This window comes from Paenibacillus sp. J31R109, from assembly GCF_059692055.1.
On the sequence record NZ_JCAUAR010000002.1, the window covers coordinates 732,268 to 748,500 of the forward strand.

Here is a 16,233-nt window from a genome sequence, read left to right on the forward strand (position 1 = left end):
ACATCCTCCCTTAATCTTACTTACGCAGTGGACACTGAAATCCCTCGAATCTTTGAACTCCTTTCCTAGATGTTGAGTGCGTGCACTCCTCTCCAATTTAATACAAATCACTGAAAATAATCATCATCATAATCGTAACTGTATCTTCAAAATCGAAACTATGTATCCTCATTACCTAAACTGGCTATCCAAAATTTAGAAGAGAGCTCATGCCAAGAAGCCCATGCACAGTTGCATGGACCACTTACAGTCATTCGGGCAATTTATTTACACACGCTTTCACCATGAGACGGTCCAGTAACTGTTGTGTATATAGACTTCGTGGAGTGACATGGCTCCCAAAACTTTCCCAGTAGGCTTCCTTGCGCTGCCGTTGATCATAGGGGCTGGGGAGAAGTGACTTACCTTGCGTTCCGACATGTCCAATCGCATAGTTTTGAGCCGTTGGAGGCTGTTGAGAGACTAGCTCGTTGGAGGTATTCCAAGTGACATAGTTCGCCCCAGACCATCCGTGGCCGCTCCCCAACCACCCTCGATCCTGAATATGAATACGCCCCTTTACATTGTCATACAGACAGCCTACTGACCAGCGATGATGGGGTTCACTCGAGTTGTAATCCTTTTGTGATTCACAGTCGAGGAATACATTCGGCCCTGCAACACGCGCATCTACGGTAAAAGCATGTCTGGCGGTTTCCGTAAAGGCTCGCTGGACGAGCGTTAATTCACCCAAGAGATGGAAGGCATACCGGCGACCTCCTGTAATTACGCTGACAAAGTCATAGGCTGCACAATCTTGGATGGTTATCCATTTCGCAGAGCGACCAACCTGCACCAGTGCACGCTGGAGATGGAAGCCAACGACATTGCGAATCCATGCGTTTTTGACATTGTCCACATCTATAAAATTAATCGCATGCTGTTCATCCGCTAGGTAAGATTCACTGCCCTCATTGCCGTCGATTCGTGATTCATGGATAGTTGAATCGTACGAAACAACCACTCTCAAATACTCGATACCGATCTGCTCGATACGGCCCGTATCCGCGTATTTAATCAATGCCCCGCCTCCCCAGCGGCTTTCAATTGCATTTGCGATAGGCGCGTCCAGTGTCACGCAATTGCCATCGATATGAGTAATCACTCTATCGAACTCCAGCTGAAACGGAAGCCATTGAACAGTTCCCCCTCCAATTGGCCGCAAGCGAATGGCGTCCATGCCAATGGCATGAATCCATCGTTCATTACCATAGCGAAGCACCTTGACGGTGTCTCCGACCTGATAACAAGATGCATCGCTAACATGGATCGTTCTTGCTCCCGTGGGCACATAAAGATCACAAATAGAGGTCTGTGTATCGGGCAGTAAACAAGGAACTGATTCGCCCCTGATTTCAATCACATTTCGCTGTGTTGTACCTGTGGCATACAGTAGGGTTCCATCTTCGCTTTCCCCCTCACCACGTACGACAATGCCGCTTGCTTGAATCTGCAATGTACCGCCGATGGGATAGACACCTTTTTTCAAAAGAACGGTACCTCGAAAACCTAAGACAGATAGCGGTAAATCAGCTATCTGATCAATCGCTGCCTGGATATGTTTCGTATTATCTCCTTCCACAGGTTCAAGGACAATAACTGTCTCCACATCAGGTAAGGCAACGCCTCCCCCACCATAACCGCAATTTGAGAAATCGAGGATCTGATTCCCTTTGTAATCAGGTACGTAAGCCAGTTTCCCCTTCTCGTCGATATGTACGATTTCACTTTGGCCATCTTTATTCCTGTGAGGATCCTTAACGGTAAAATAAAAAGCATCATAAAAGAAGCGCTCCCCTTCTATTTCCATGACAACGCTTATTCGGAACTTACCTGACTCCCTCACTTCACCTGAAAATGTAATAACCGACGCCATGCCCGAAGCCACATTAATTTCAGAATGCCGATCAACCAGCTGTTCCAAAGTCATGTTTACTAAAGAAACATCCATCTTCATCGCCTCGGTAGGTTTCACATGCACATCTGGAAATAGACAACCAAGTTCCAAGAAGGCTGGCTGACCGATATCCATAACCAGAGAGGGATGTACCATATTAATATCCACTAACCACTCTGTAGGATCACTTACATCAATAAAGAAGCTAGCCTCTTTCATCACCCCGTCTAAAGTGACACTTATCTTTATCTGTGAAATGCCTGACTTGAGACTGCTTACTACCCAATTCTCATCTACTTTCACCACATCCTCGTGGCTGCTGCTAAGCGAGATGTCCTCAAAATCGAAGTAGATATCTGAACCGTCTGTTAGAATCCCCCTCAGATCCAACTTCACCCGATTGTTCACTAGTACTGTAAATGTATCGTCCTGATCGTAAGCGCTACCTTCAACCGTACAGACTAAGCGATCTAACAAGGGACCTGAAGGGATCGTTAGCCGTTCATAGACACCAAGTTCAATAAGCTGAACATCCCGCTCCGGATCAAACAGTTCCACTTCCAAAGTGACATATCTTCCTCTAACTTTTGGAAACAGAGCACGTTCGTCTGAATGAATGCCACCTCTCGACGTTTCCCTGCTATACGTTTCCTTCCAAATTTCTCCATCAGTAGAATGAAGAATTTGGTATCTATGAATGAAACCGGACGCCAGTTTCAACTGGACAACATTGAACGCATAGCAATCCCCCAGGTCAACTGTGATCCATACGCGGTTATCCTCCCTACGATCGGAGCTCGATGGTTGCCAACAAGTATCAAGGGCACCATCAACCGCTTGATGGCCAGTCCCATTCGAACTTTCTGAGCTGCAAGTTACTTTGCGATGTAGCGCGAGATTGATCTCCGTTATAACTTCTGTCTTTGACATACGAGTGTCTCTCCTTCCTAATGTTGCTTACTCATGAGCAATCAAATCAGGGACTCATCATCACTAGAGTTTACTCCCCTAATTTTCCTTTGTCATTGTCATCACTTATACCTCTATGTCTTTTTTTATGTTGAATAGAAAAAACCGCCTAGGTCATCTACCCAGACGGAACTTTGGTTATATCATTTTAGATAAGACATCATTTCGAAAAAAAGATATACTAATCTTGATACAAAAAGGAGTGAAACTCACATGCAGTATGAGCGCATGCCCTTAACTTCCGGTTACACGATTCAAGAGAAATTCGCCCAATTCACTGATCATGATTTACATATGCACGATGCACTTGAGGTCAGCATCGCGCTGGATCAAGGGATGAAATACAAAATTGGAGATGCCTGCTATTATGCAGGACCAGGAGATATTTTCCTGCTACGCCCGTTTGAACCGCATTGGAATCTCATTCAAGAAGAGGGACAGACTAGTCGCTGGATCATGTTGCTTTTCTCTCCCTCCTTTGTCGGCTTCGTGCCGCGAGGTTCCAGCTTGCTTACACCCTTTTACATGTCGAATACCTCGCCTCTCATTCCTGCGGATACCGTCTACGCACAAGCTGTTCAACGATTGGCCATTGAAGCCCTCGAGGAGGAGAAGCAAGCACTTCCCGGCTGGGAGCTTCAACAGCAAACATTGATGATCCAAATGCTGGTTCACATGCAGAGGTATTATGTTACGAATAACCTAGATCAATCCCAAGAGGATTCCTCTTCCAGTGGCATTATTCAGGCGATTGAATATGTAATGACGCATTGGTCAGAGGACTTGGATATGGACCTTGTGATTGCCCAATCACACCTGAAGAAAACATGGTTTTATACCAAATTCAGGGAAGTGACAGGTCTAACTCCAAATGAGTTTATCGTTCGGTTGAGACTTCAGTATGCCGGGCATATGCTGCACGCCACGACAAAATCCATTACGGAGATTGCCTTGACTTGCGGCTTCGGTTCTGCCAGTTATTTCAATAAAGTGTTCAAAACATTTCACCAAATGACACCGAGAGCTTACCGTAAGCGATGAACCATCGCATCACTTTAACCTTTTAGAATTGGTAACCTGATAACTGTACGCGATCTTCCAGCAACTTACCCGTCTTGGCATAACGGCAGCTCGCGGCTCCAACTTGAAAGGCATAGGCACGTCGTGGTTTATCGGTGTGATTCATTTTACTGTGATGAAGCGTTTCTCGATGAAAAAATACCGCATCCCCTGGTGCCATTGGGTTACAAGGTGCGCCATTAGCTGGTTCAGCTGCTCGTCTATGCCCCTCTTCTGTATTTAGATTGGGTTGCCGTCCCTGTAGATGGGAGCCTGGCGCGAGCCAAAGTCCCGCATTTTCCTGCGAGATATGATCAAGTGCAATGAAACCATTCAGCATATGACCAAGAATATGGGTATATTGGTTATCCTGATGCCACTCCAGCCCCTTCCCCTGCGGGTCCACAACAGCGTACATCCCCATCCAAAGCTTGACGTCATCCCCCAAAATACGTTCAAATACGCGAACAACATCCTGATTCGTCAGAAAGCTTGTTGTTTGGGGATAATCCTCGCGTTCTTTGGCGATATCAACAATGGCGTGACTTTTCCATTGCCCATTCCCCATCGTATTCACGAACACAGCATTTTCTTTGTTTATGGCCTCCACAGTTTCGCTTGTAATAAAACCAGGTGCGTAGAAATACCCTTCACGGTAAAATTGGTTAATCATTTCCTCTGTTAATTGAAAGTTCGTAACTTGTGACATTGTAGCTGCCTCCTCAAGATCTTTAAATTACTATGATTACTACATTCTCATCGTACACAAATGATTCAAAGTAATCTTGCATGGGGATAGGCTAAAACTAGCAATTTTGTTCAGTCTGGTCATGAGAATAAGGAATAGCCGCAGATTGGGATCTGCAGCTGGTATGGCTATTTTAGAATCAAAACTGCAAAAATACATCTTTTTTAAGGAGATTAGTCCGATTATCGAAGAATTGCTGCGAAAATACATTCTTTTATACCGATATTGCTTAAAAAGGATAAATGTGGTGAGAAAAGATGCGTATTCGCATCATTTCTACCAGTTCGTGACTTTTCTAGCAGGAAAAGATGCATATTCGCATCTTTTTTAGATATTGAATTTCCCAGACCTGCACAGCCGTATTTCTCATTTCAAACGAACGGTAGTTTATCCAGTTAACAAGCCTCTCTGGACTCCCTACTTCACATCCACCACAATGGAATTTAGTAATCGTCCGTGCACGTAGGGCAGTAACCGCCATCGGCCTCTTTCCGGCAGTATCATCGAAGTTGGCAGATGACGGTCTGCACCATTATTAGCTTGCCCGAGGGCATTCGCTGAAGAAAATGCATTGGAGGAAAACACTTCAATAAGCGTATTCGAGCCTTCTCTTACCGCAAGTATCTGAAAAGGGCCATTCAGTTCCTCATCTGTCCCCCAGAAATGCCACATATATTTGTTCGTCTTGCCAGCGATAAAACCAGCATCAATAAAGCCAACTTGTTTCTCAAGCCCACGCATCCAATAATTGCCGGATTGAAACATCGGACTGATCTCCCAAGACGGATCACTCATGCTCACTGTTACATCGCCATAAGGTTGATCATCTAATGTCACATCTAGTCGCCATACGCCGGCAAGTGGGAGTGTAAAACGAATGGCATACCTTTCTAAGCCAGGATACCCTGGGCTAGCTGTTTCGATCTTCTCAGAAGATACCGTTTCACGGTGTCCTGTTGGGAGATGAACCGCTTGAATCGTAAGCGTTTTCTCTTTAAATGTCTCCATCGCCTCTTCAAAGTGAAAGATATAGCCGTTCATTACTCCTGCTCGCGCATTAGGCTCTGGTGCAACAGAGAAAATCAGTCGCCCCTGCTGGTCATATGCGTTCTGTTCTTGAACATTCACATGAACAGAATTTGGCGCACCTGCTAGACCAAATACAAGAACGACAATCAGCAGCATCATAACAGCCGCTCCCCATTTATATCTTCGTCTAGGGGGATTTGCCGCTTCATTTACACGAAGTAGCACACCATGTGCAAGTCGATTGGTAAAATGACGTTCGGCAAATGGCGATTCAGACATTCGCTTTGCCCAAACAGGCTTTTCCTCATGCATGATTTACGACTCCTCCATGTTCAAGGTTAATAACACATTCATCTTCGTCTTGGCTCGATGCAATCTTGATTTCACAGTTCCCACGGAAACATGTAAAAGTTCAGCAATTTCATTCATTTTGAGACCGTAATGATAATCCAAAATGAGCACTTCCCGATATTTGCGAGGTAACGTCATCACGATGTCCCACAGCTCTCGGTTATCCATTCGATCGAAGACAATTCGCTCCGCAGCTGGAGAGCTGCCAGTCGCAATGAAACGATCCGTTAAAGTTACTTTTCGAAAAAAAGCTCCCTGTAAATAATGAAGCGATTTATTTCTTGTTATCGTTAGCAGCCAGCTTTTCACCGAGCATTCCCCGCGAAATGCATACATCCCTGTAAATGCGGCAAGGAACACTTCTTGCGCTATATCGTCTGCCACATGCGAACGCTGCGTTAAGAAAAAGGCAAAGTTCCATACATCTTCCCCGAAATTTTCCATGAGGTCTTGTAGTACAAGTTCTCGGTCATACCCATCAGCCAAATGTTTGATATACGCCAAATCGTCCGCCACACGCTCACCTCTATGTATAAGACCGTTCAATTAGGAAAAGGTTCCTTTTTGTGGTAAAAAAAATAGCCCCAGACTAAAAAGTCTAGAGCCACTGCTTTACCTTTCGTACCTTCCCTTTATGCTTTCAAAAAATCTTCCGCCAGCATTGCGAACAACAAGTGATCTTCGCGTTTGCCATTAATTTCCAATAACTTGCGATTGAGCCCTTCTTGCTGGAAGCCGGCCTTTTCCAACACACGTATTGATCCCACATTACGCGGCATCACACCTGCTTCTACTCTCTGTAAGCCAACCTCTTCAAACGCAAATTTCAAGATAAGTTGTATCGCTTCTGTCATGTACCCTTTTCCATTGTGGGCTTGGTCCATACTATAGCCAAGAATACATTTCTGATGAGGCCCGCGTTGGACTTCAAATAGTGCAATATCCCCGATGAGTTGCCCCGTTTCTTTTAAAAAAATACCGAATGCATATCGTTTATCTTCTTCTCTTTGGCAATTACCAGTTAGAATACTCTTCTCTTGCACTTCTTTTGTATAGAAAGATTCATTGCGCTTAGGGCATACTCCCTCAAACAATTGACGGTTACGCAGCATGAGATCCAGCATATCCTCTGTGTCACTTACATCCAGAAAGCGGATATATACTCTTCCATTATTGTCATTCATGACTACCATCCTCCTTTATCTCGAAGTCCTGTTATTATACGTCGGAATAAAGAATGGTTCAAATTACGTTATGTTTGATTATGAAAATAGTGCTGTAATTGCTTGGCGAGCTCATCATCCGAAAGTGGATTCCGGTGTGTATTTTCCAAGTAAATATATTTCTCCGTTTCGGGCATAAGGTATTCTTTGTACCAGTGGAAAAAGTCGGGACTATCCCCCTGCATGCGCAGGTATCGGCGCAGCGTATCTACATTCGTAACGGTACTTGCGATGTTCGTTAGCCAATCGGCACGATAGAAATTCGCCCATTTGCCATGCTCAGCCAAGCGAAGAGCTTGCAAGCCTTTGTCATAGCTCCACATCGATTGAGAAGCAAATACGAAGGCTTCCGCATATTGCTCGCTGCGAGCCGCTTCATAGGAACGGCAGAGCCAGAATAATCCTTCCGAACCCGTCTGATGAATGACGCCTGGCAACCACAAATGGTCAAGGACTCGCTGCTTGTCCTCACCATCAAGCTTGTTGAGCAGCTCCTCGCATGTCTGAACCCATCTCGACCAAGTAACATGCCCCTCTTCACCTCGCTGCTCAAACCACCTAATTTGCTCTGCGAAGCTCACTTCTCCCGTCGCCCACAGCAACCCGCGGTCCGCTTCACTTGTGCGTCCTTGCAGCCAATGTCCGATTAATCGTCTTGCAGGATGATGATAAAACTCGTCTCCAGCTAGGTCATCTGCATGAGGACCATAAGCAATGGCTGCTTCTGTATAAGTGCGATACAAATTTGCTATTTCTTCCTGGTGACTTGGGTAATAGCGACTAACATACGTATGTAAATGTCTCTCCGTATCCATCGTTCCTTGAAGCCACAGCTCACGAATGATATCTAACATATACACGTGCTGACGAATATTTCCGCAATTCAGCAGGAGATAATCGGTACATCCCGCTTCTAAGGCGCTCTCCACTTCCTCCTTCACAAAGGCAGCCGAGCCTTGGAACATTGTCAAATGATTCGACGCTTGAAGATCATGGAAGGTCACATGATAATAGATACCATGCCCACCCCTATCTTCAACAGCAGGCAGCGCAGGCATCCGCACATTCAAATTGCCGTGTCGGCGGGACACCATTTTACCATACCCATTATCGGCCCAAATTTTGATCACATCGTGAGGTAATTCGATATAACCGCCTTTGTATAACTCCGCAATCTCACCGTACAAAGCTACACAATAGACAGGGTTATCAACGGCTTCCTTAATCATCTCGTATTGGCGATAAATGACGCGGGAAATCATTTCCCCACGCTTTGTTGGTGTATCAAAGGATGGATCATTCTCCCAAAAAGGCTTATCCCCCTGCCCTCTGAAGGAGAGTACCCATAGGATGTTTTGATCCTTTTGCTTCTCAATGGCTTCCAGCCAAAGGTTTTCAAATAATTCCGGGGCCTCCATATAACTGGCCGATCTTCCTGTATAAGCTCTGAGGAACATTTCCGCGCCCAAAGGCTCCGCATGATGATGGGTTAACCAAAGCCCCATTTCGGCCGCAAGCTCCAAGTGAATGCCTGTCTTCGGTAGATCCGTCCCCGGAATCACCATATTCCCACCGCAGCGAAGCAGGGCTTCAAACACAGGCAGCCACACTTCACGTGAAGGTGGATAAGTCTCTTTCCATCCAATGAGACATACCTCATCGTTGACGAACCACCCTCGGAATCTTACTTTAGCAACAGGTGAGTCATACACTTTACAAGCATGAACCTCAATCGAAGTACGTGTCTGAATTCCTTGATCCATCCAATACCAGAAAGGAGGAATGCCAAAAACAGTTTCACTTACATGCAAGATACCGTAAACGAGCCCCAAGTCATCATTGGCAACGATATGTAGCTGCAACTTCTCATCATCGTGCGCATAACGCAGAGCAAAAGCTTCTGGATGCACAGCACACCCATCACGATCAGTCGCATAACGAATGACGATCTCGGCTTTGGCTGGCTCATTTACAAGAATTGGCACCGTTCCGAGCACATGCCTAATATCTCTTATCAGCATATCCAAAGCATGACGAACTGGTGACCCCAATCGAACAGGCGGAGAGATAGAAACCTGACCTTCCAGCCGCCACGTAGATGTACGAATACCATTTAAATCCATATCTACACCCCTATCCAAGGAAAAAATCATGGCGCGTCCTAAGAAGCGACAACGCCATGATTCTAGGCCATCTATTATTTTTTTACTGCTGTATCATACTCTTTGGCTTTTTTCATCAATTCTTCGTAAGCTTGATCCGCTGTGGCTTTGTCGAACATGACTTTCTCAACGATTGTTTTGTAGTCTTTCTTGAAATTACCCCAGCCTTGCGGTTCAGCGACAAATTTCTGTGCTGCCGGTCCTACTTTGTTAATAAAATCAACCGATGTTTTGTCGGACGCGCTGAAATTCGGAGCAAGTGTACTTACGATTTTTGCATTTCCTGGAATACCACGTGTTAAAGATAATGTTTTCCCTGCCTCTTGGTCGTTAATGAACCACTCAACGAATTTTTTCGCTTCATCTTGTTGCTTGGAGCCTGCATTTACACTCCAGAACATACCCGGTTTCAACCAACCACCTGTTTGTGCCGATTTGGGAAGTGTTGTAAACCCGAATGCATCAGGTTTAAGACCATTAATGGCACCCACTTGATTGGAGAAGATGTGACGAGCAAGCGCTGTTCCATTGACCACACTATCCATTTTCGGATCAAGCTCTTTGTCTGTAACTGTAATATCAGCAGGTGTAACAATGCCCGCTTTACGCATTTCGGATTGCTTATTCATGTATTTGATCCATGTATCTTTATCGATCGATAGCTTGTTATCTGTAAAAGACTGCCCTTTACCTTGGCTTAGCTGATAAGCTGTATAGTCAACTAAATCTGAACTTTGATCAACGAAAACGTATTTATCTTTCCCTAGTTTGGCTTTGGCATCTTGACCAAATTTATAGTAATCATCCCAAGTCCAGTCCCAAGCTGGTGACTTTAAACCTAATTTTTCGATGACTGTTTTATCGTAAGCCATACCCAGTGCGGCCGTTCCTAACGGCATTGCGAAGAGCTTGCCATTCACTTTACCTGATTCGATAAGCGCTTTATCCATATCGGCAACATTAACGCTTGCAAGATCAGCGACCAAATTACGTCCAACATACTCATTTAAGTAAGCAGCATCCATTTGGATAATGTCAGGGGCATTTTTCGCTGCGAACTGAACGCCGAGTTTATCGAAGTAACCGTCCCAACCCGAGAATTCGCTTTCAAAAGTAACATTCGGATGTAGAGCCGTATACTGCGTTAGCGCCTTCTGTGTCGCATCGTGACGTTCTTGTGCGCCCCACCAAGCAATACGAAGTTTAACAGGCGTTGCAGGTTCTGCTTTGGGTGTTGCAGCCGCTGCCGCTGATGGTTGAGCCGAAGCTTTCGCTGGCGCTTCCTCTGTTTTGGATCCGCAAGCCGATACAGATGCCATGACAACAAGTGATAGTGCAGCAGTCATTAATTTCCTCTTCATTGTATAATTACCCCTCTCGCATATGTCGATCTCACACACATATCGTATCTCTGAAAGGCTGAACGGTATAGGAGAGGATCGAACTGATTTCTTTCAGTTTTTGAAACAAGTGGGGAGAATAATTTACTTTTTCAGCAAATCACTAGGGTTAATTCCGCAATATTTCTTGAAAAGTGTACTGAAATATGGCACATTATGATATCCAACTTGCTCAGAGACTTCATAAATCAATAAATTCCCTTCTAAGAGAAGTGCCTTCGCTTTCTCTAGTCGGACACGAATCACATAGTTCATAAAGGTTTCCCCTGTCACCTTTTTAAATAGCTGATTCAAATAATTTTTCGAGATAAATAACTGTCCCGCCAACTCATCCATCGTAATGTCTTTCGCATAATGCTCATGAATGTAACCGAGCATGAAATCGACTGCCCCTTTATGCTTCTGGTTAATGCTTGGCTGTCGCTTCTGTCCAATGCTCTTCACCTTTGCTTGCAAGAAGCTCTCCACATCCGCACGATGAATAATCGTATCTGTTGACGTAACCAGCTCATTCTCATCCGCAGGGGAGATCGCCATGTCAGCTTGCTGGGCTGCATATTGCAGCAGCGTCCAAATCTCCGTAGCTAAGACACGATAGAATAGCTTGGGGTCACCGCCTTTGGCCGACGCTTCTTGCCGATCAATGAACCGCTGAATATGGGACCATAACGCTTCCTCACTGTTTTCCTGCAGGGACTGGGAAAGGTAACGAACCAGATTCACCGCACCTTGCCCTTGCTCAAAGGCTTGCAACGATTCAAAAGCGACGTCTGCTGACGCCTTCAAATCTTCCCATTTACTTATGCGTTCGCCAATCGCTGCTTTCACCGTTAAACCCAAATAACGCAGCATACTGCCTGTTAATGTCTCTATGAAGCGTCCAGCTCTTTCAAGCGATATCTCATCTGCTTCGCTGCGAGGAATATGCAGGACAAGTGCTGAATACGGTCCGAATAGCCAAATAAACGCTGATTCCGGCCATTCCTGCTGCGTCAGTTCCTTCGTAATATTGGACATGGCGAAGCGAAATAAATGCCAATCCGCCACCGAGATATCGGTAATTCGGTCTGTCTTCACCAGTTCAAGCACGACGACCTGTTGATCATAGTCTGTCCAATAAGCTTCGACAGTAGGCAGCTTCATATCAGCCGCTTTAGGTTGAAGAGTACCATTAACCAGAGCTGCAAGCTGCTCATCGGCCATTTGTTTCTCATAGTTTTGAACAAAACGAACTAGCCGCTTTTTCTCCATTTTTTCCAGATAAAAATCTTCTAATTGACCAATCGTTCGAAACAAGATTTCGCGAATCTGTTCGATTGTTATGGGTTTATTCAAATAATCATCGACATCCAAACGAATCGCTTGCCTCGCATACTCAAAGTCGGTATAACCGCTATGAATAATAAATCTGCCTTGAAAGCCTTCCCCCCGCAGTTTCTCAATCATTTCAATACCGCTAATGCCAGGCATATATAAATCCGTAATGACAATATCGGGCTCTACTTCACGAATTAATTCCAGTCCACTTTCACCGTCAATCGCATCTCCTGCGAATTCAGCATCTAGCTCGGCCCAAGGTATGATATGTCGTAAACCTCGTAAAACCTGAAAGTCATCATCTACGATGGCTATTTTCCACATGCTCATGTACTCCCTTTTGTTATGAATATGGTTAACTGTCGGATAGCGGGAATCGAATCTCAACATGAACGCCGCCTTGCGCTCGATTGCTCAGTTGTAAGCTATAGTGATTGCCGAATAAGGCATCCAGCCTTTCCTTCACATTACGAAGTCCATAACCTCCGCGCTTCCTAGGCTTGTTTTGCCAATTCTCACTAAGCCCTTTGCCATTATCCGTAATCGTTACATATAGGTAGTTCTCATTTCGATAGATATCTATACCTATTTCGGCTTCGGAAGCGCCATGGAAACCATGCATAAAAGCATTCTCTACGAACGGCTGCAGAAAAATTTTTGGCATGAGGCAGCTCTTACAGTTTTCATCCACTTTGATTAGATACGACATTTTATCTTCCCAACGCACCTGTTGAAATTTTAAATAGTGGTCAATATGCGCGACTTCCTCTGTGACAGCCACCAGACTATTCGTATTCGATAGCGCTAAGCGAAACATACTCGCTACTTGCGCGAGCATCGAGCTGATCTTATTCTGCCCCGCTTCGATCGCCGTCCAGTTAATTTGATCAAGCGTATTATATAAAAAATGAGGATTAATCATCATCTGCAACGATTTCAGCTCTGCTGCCCTTTGCTGAACATGCTGCTCCCGCAGGGATTCATACAGGTCCTCGATCCGTTGTGTTAACTTTCGATACCCATGAAATAACTTGCCGAACTCATTCTTATAGTCAGTAGGTAAACCTTGGTCATCCCCAGGGGAATATTGCCCCATAGCTCGAATTAATTGATTCATCGGTCTCATGAATCGGCGAGATAAGAATAAAGTAAGCAGCAGCACGAGCACAATCGTAGTAGCCCCAAGTAGAAGAAATAGCTTTGCCATGCTTTTACTGCCTTTCGTCATATCACTCCAAGAGCTTGCCTCGAAGAGTGTCCACTGGGAATCTGGTGATTTGGCCCAAACGAAGAAATCATCCTCCACCCGTAAGGAACCGCTTGGCTTATCCATCTCCCCCTTCAAGGTGAGTGTCGCTTGCTGCAATTTGCTGCTGTTGCCAGCATGCGTAATTAATCTGCCTGCTGCATCAAGTAAAGCCATATTGGTCGTATCATCTTCTGTTGATATCAAATGCCGAATGCTCGATACTTTTATATTAAAAACCATTAAGCTGTAATATTGATTGCTATTATTAATGACCTTACGGGCGAAGCTTATCACCGATTCTTCACGTCCATTGGACATGATTTTGTGCTCGCCAAGCCAAGCGCTATCTGTTTCCAGAATACTTGGATACCATGCTTCGTTATCTAATTGCGACATCGGAAAGAACGTAACAGGACCTTGGGTATCCGACGTAAAGGGGTAATCCGAATAGACATGGATGGATTGCAGAATCGGTGTGCCGAAGACAAGATACTTCAATTGACTCTGCAGGTCCGTCTCGATTTGAAGACGCTCGTACGCGTCCTTATCACGTAATCGGCCGTACAGAAGATCGACATTCTTGGCCGAGGTCCCCGAGGTCTGCTCAATACCAATTAAGCTTGTGCTCATTTTTTTGCTTAATTCATTCAGCAACCGTTGCTGATAAAAGGATGTATTGGAAGCAATTTCGCTCGATGTACCCGAATAACTAACGGCAATAACAATCCCGATTAACATGGCTATAATGACGGCTGAGCTGAAAAAATAAACCGCAATAATGCCGTATGATTTAAATGGATTTTGCAGCATGTGTCTGCCCTCCGTATGATTCAAACTAAGCTCTTATGCAAAGAAAGCCGCAGCAAATGCAGCAGCTTTCCTAGTCATTCCTAAGCTTATCCTTTTAGGGCACCCGAAGCAATACCTTCAACGAAATGCTTCTGAGCGATAAAGAAAATGATTACAGCAGGCATAACAGACACTAACGACATAGCTAACATCTGCCCCCACGGCACCGTTCCAGCAGAATCAATGAACAGCTTCAGAGCTAAGTTCACCGTGTATTTATCGACAGAGTTGATATACAATAATTGACCAAAGAAATCATCCCAGTTCCATAGGAAACAATAAATGGCAACAGTAACAAGCGCAGGTTTGGTCAATGGTATAATGATCCGCCAGTAAATACCGAACCAAGAACATCCATCTATTTTCGCAGACTCATCCAGCTCTTTCGGTATGGAACGAATAAATTGCACAAGCAAATAGATAAAGAAGGGACCTCCCACACCACCTGCAAGCAAATGAGGAACATAGAAGGGTAAATACGTATTAATCCACTCAAATTTACTGAATAACACATACTGAGGCACGATCGTTACTTGCGTCGGAAGCATTAACGTCACTAGCAGAATGCCGAACCAGAGCTTACGAAGTGGAAAATCAAGGCGAGCAAAAGCAAAGGCAACAAGGGAACAAGATACGATACTTGTAAATAATACCCCGGAGATTAATTGAAAGTTATTGATATAAAAGACACTGAAGTCATAGTTCGGAACGGATATCCAGCCCTCGGTATAGTTAGCCCAGCGAAATGTTTCGGGAAATAAATTCGGTGAGCGCATCTCATCATTCGTTTTGAGGGAAGCTCCTAACCACCAGAAGACAGGATACATCATGATCAGACTTGAAACTAGTAATAAAAGATGGGTCAAACCTTGACGTCTTGCCATCATTTCCCCTTCCCTCCTTGCGTCTCATAATAAACCCAGTATTTAGAGGTTGCGAAAATAAGCGCTGTTACCGCTGCAATGATGACCAGTAGAATCCAAGCTAGCGCTGAGGCATAACCCATTTGAAACTTCGAGAATGCTCGTTCATACAAGTACATGACGTAAACGTACGTTGAATTCACAGGCCCCCCATTGGTGATGATAAATGCCTGCGTAAACATCTGGAAGGAATTAATCGTTGATTGCACAAAGTTGAACAAAATGATGGGAGACAACATGGGCAGCGTAATCGTGAAAAATTGTCGTACCTTGCTAGCGCCATCTACGGAAGAGGCTTCATACAAATCCGTTGGAATTTGTTTAAGTCCTGCAAGGAAAATAATCATTGCCGATCCGAATTGCCATGCAATGAGAAGGACGAGTGTCCCCAAAGCCGTGTCGGGGTCAGCAATCCATGATTTCCCTTGAATACCGACAAGCGCTAAAGCTTGATTAATAAAGCCGTCTTTGCTGAAAATATTTTTCCATAGAATCGACACAGCGATACTCGTCCCGATCAATGATGGGAAGTAGATCATCGTCCGATAGAAGGAGATCCCTCTGATTTTCTTATTCAGCAGCATCGCCACCAACAGAGCTGTAACAAGCTTCAGTGGTACGGAGAATACAACAAATAGCAAGGTTACCTTAATGGACTCACGGAACGTATCATCCTCCATCACGATATGCTTGTAGTTCTGTGCGCCAAGCCAATGTGGTGCGTCCAGTAAGGAATAATTTGTAAACGAGTAATACAAGGACATCAGGATTGGCCCAAGTGTCAATAGGAAAAATCCAATTAGCCAAGGGGATAAAAAGAGGTATCCGGCCACAGGAGACTCCCATCGGCTTAGAAACGGGATTTTCTTCTTCTTCGGTTTTGCAAGCAAACGGTCTGTTTGCAGCGCGTTGCTTTCCATTAATCATTCCACTCCCTGTTCAAAGCGCTACATGAATCGCTTGTTATCTGATAGTTTTATTATAAAAGACATCTCAAAGGAGTTACATTGCGCATTGA

12 protein-coding genes are annotated in these 16,233 nt (G+C 44.7%); 1 reads left to right on the forward strand and 11 read right to left on the reverse strand.

Annotated features, from left to right (window positions below; translation table 11 throughout):
• Window positions 1–250 precede the first annotated feature (250 nt).
• On the reverse strand, window positions 251–2,866 hold the full coding sequence (locus AC58QT_RS09070; RefSeq protein ID WP_497408620.1) for a discoidin domain-containing protein: 2,616 nt from the start codon (window positions 2,864–2,866) through the stop codon (window positions 251–253).
• Between the two features lie 252 nt (window positions 2,867–3,118).
• On the opposite strand from AC58QT_RS09070, the gene AC58QT_RS09075 reads away from it, so the two are divergent.
• On the forward strand, window positions 3,119–3,946 hold the full coding sequence (locus AC58QT_RS09075) for a helix-turn-helix domain-containing protein (protein WP_497408621.1): 828 nt from the start codon (window positions 3,119–3,121) through the stop codon (window positions 3,944–3,946).
• A gap of 22 nt (window positions 3,947–3,968) precedes the next feature.
• Here the strand turns inward: AC58QT_RS09075 and AC58QT_RS09080 are convergent, their stop codons facing one another.
• From AC58QT_RS09080 to AC58QT_RS09125, 10 genes are all read right to left on the reverse strand, one after another.
• Entirely contained in the window at window positions 3,969–4,673 is a 705-nt protein-coding gene (locus tag AC58QT_RS09080) for a phytanoyl-CoA dioxygenase family protein (RefSeq protein ID WP_497408622.1), read from the reverse strand.
• A gap of 456 nt (window positions 4,674–5,129) precedes the next feature.
• Window positions 5,130–6,053, reverse strand: a complete 924-nt coding sequence (locus tag AC58QT_RS09085) for a DUF4871 domain-containing protein (protein WP_497408623.1) — start codon at window positions 6,051–6,053, stop codon at window positions 5,130–5,132.
• Between the two features lie 3 nt (window positions 6,054–6,056).
• Entirely contained in the window at window positions 6,057–6,608 is a 552-nt protein-coding gene (locus AC58QT_RS09090) for an RNA polymerase sigma factor (RefSeq protein ID WP_497408624.1), read from the reverse strand.
• Window positions 6,609–6,724: 116 nt separating this feature from the next.
• On the reverse strand, window positions 6,725–7,276 hold the full coding sequence (locus tag AC58QT_RS09095; RefSeq protein ID WP_497408625.1) for a GNAT family N-acetyltransferase: 552 nt from the start codon (window positions 7,274–7,276) through the stop codon (window positions 6,725–6,727).
• 68 nt (window positions 7,277–7,344) lie between these two features.
• Window positions 7,345–9,438 (reverse strand): glycosyl hydrolase 115 family protein, encoded by a 2,094-nt coding sequence (locus AC58QT_RS09100; RefSeq protein WP_497408626.1) that lies wholly within the window; start codon window positions 9,436–9,438, stop codon window positions 7,345–7,347.
• Between the two features lie 74 nt (window positions 9,439–9,512).
• Window positions 9,513–10,838 carry an ABC transporter substrate-binding protein gene (locus AC58QT_RS09105; RefSeq protein ID WP_497408627.1) on the reverse strand — a complete coding sequence of 442 codons (1,326 nt, stop codon included), beginning with the start codon at window positions 10,836–10,838 and terminating at the stop codon, window positions 9,513–9,515.
• A 123-nt stretch (window positions 10,839–10,961) separates the two neighbouring features.
• Window positions 10,962–12,518 carry a response regulator transcription factor gene (locus AC58QT_RS09110; protein ID WP_497408628.1) on the reverse strand — a complete coding sequence of 519 codons (1,557 nt, stop codon included), beginning with the start codon at window positions 12,516–12,518 and terminating at the stop codon, window positions 10,962–10,964.
• Between the two features lie 31 nt (window positions 12,519–12,549).
• Entirely contained in the window at window positions 12,550–14,253 is a 1,704-nt protein-coding gene (locus tag AC58QT_RS09115; RefSeq protein WP_497408629.1) for a sensor histidine kinase, read from the reverse strand.
• Window positions 14,254–14,339: 86 nt separating this feature from the next.
• Window positions 14,340–15,176 carry a carbohydrate ABC transporter permease gene (locus tag AC58QT_RS09120; RefSeq protein WP_497408863.1) on the reverse strand — a complete coding sequence of 279 codons (837 nt, stop codon included), beginning with the start codon at window positions 15,174–15,176 and terminating at the stop codon, window positions 14,340–14,342.
• Window positions 15,176–16,135 (reverse strand): carbohydrate ABC transporter permease, encoded by a 960-nt coding sequence (locus AC58QT_RS09125; RefSeq protein WP_497408630.1) that lies wholly within the window; start codon window positions 16,133–16,135, stop codon window positions 15,176–15,178. The genes AC58QT_RS09120 and AC58QT_RS09125 overlap by 1 nt, the downstream gene beginning before the upstream one ends.
• Window positions 16,136–16,233 lie beyond the last annotated feature (98 nt).